The 1,268-nt window shown below is 41.6% G+C and carries 1 protein-coding gene; it reads left to right on the top strand.

The window, feature by feature from the left end:
* The first annotated feature begins 920 nt into the window (after nucleotides 1–920).
* Nucleotides 921–1,199, top strand: coding sequence for a hypothetical protein (locus JWH17_RS23185; protein WP_205225076.1), 279 nt, complete (start codon nucleotides 921–923; stop codon nucleotides 1,197–1,199).
* The last annotated feature ends 69 nt before the right edge of the window (nucleotides 1,200–1,268 follow it).

Raw genomic sequence — 1,268 nt, 5'->3', positions numbered from 1 at the left:
GATTAATTTTGGTAAGAGGGTCACCGTTGCTGTCGATTTTACGCATCCGATTATCAAGGTCGAAGAATCCTGGCTGAAACATATCGGCTCCATCAAGTAAAAAACGGCTTAGAAGATGATGGAAAAGTATAACATAATATCAATATTTCAGACAGTTAAAACACTATTTGCGCTTGTTTTGCTGTAGTAATTATTCGAGAAACCCATATGTTTCAAATCTAAATCTGTGAGCGTGCAGGAGCAGCGCGGAGGCTAGGTGGCAACATGTTTATTATACTGTATAAGTATGTCGAAACGTTGCCGGCATAGCAGGTGCGCCGCTTTTTGACGCCCAGTAAGGCGGCTTGGTGTGTCTGAGCTTTTTAGTAATTTGCAGGAATGTTATTTTATAACAAACAATAAACCATACTCAGCTCCTGGGCCGCCACAGATTTAGGTAACAGTTTAGGCTGGTCATAGAGAATTTATAACATGCCGCTTATGAGGAATTATGTCAAGAGTTACAAAGTGTTAAAATGGTTTTGAGTGTGTTTGTTGTATTTCCAGCTTGCTTTGTTATAGAGCATTGGCTATGCCGATACCGGCAGACTTTTTTTCAGCAGCAAGATAAGTAAAAATTTGACCCGGTTTTTTCGATATTTATGCTTTTCTCTTAAAATCATGTACACAAACATATTTTGCCGCAACTATTTAAATAATCTTGGATTCGTATACAATGTGTAACCATTCTGGAACACTCCAACTCTCCATGATCTGCCCGTCCGGCATATCGATGTATCGAAATCGGGGCTTACCTGTTAAATCGGTCAGCTTGTGAACATGTGGAGCACTGCTGAAAGGTAGAGTTTTGGGGGCGATTGACAGTTTTGAGATATTCGCTGAATGGTTCTGAAAATATTATCAAAGAGGTGAGCAGGGGTATGGAAGACGGCACTGTGGGGCACACTGAAATTGAGCAAGAAAAAATGAGACGGGTGAAGGCCGAAGAGACTCTTGCTTCCATGCAGCTTTTTTTATACGATTATTTTCACAGGCTAGGGCCGGATCCAATGCAAAATATTGATATTATAGTAGAAACAAGTTGCAAGGCTCTTCACTCAGCGGTCGCGTTGTATAATCGTCTTGAAGATGGTGTTCTTAACCCGACTTTCGCAGTTCGACCTCCGATTTCACTATTTTCGCCCTGTTTTGAAGCGTAACCTCTTGAAGTTGCGTTAGCAGGATGCAAAAAAGGCTTGTAGTGCCGACCTACCCCCTTGCTTTGCTGA

Origin of the sequence: Desulfogranum marinum, from assembly GCF_016918565.1 — a bacterium.
Classification (GTDB): Bacteria; Desulfobacterota; Desulfobulbia; order Desulfobulbales; family Desulfobulbaceae; genus Desulfogranum; species Desulfogranum marinum.
Note: the sequence above shows the minus strand (reverse complement) of the source record. Positions and strands in the feature narration are given on the sequence as shown.

Excerpts from the sequence above, each read along its gene's own strand:
- JWH17_RS23185 (WP_205225076.1), top strand. The coding sequence starts at position 921 with ATGGAAGACGGCACTGTGGGGCACACTGAAATTGAGCAAGAAAAAATG.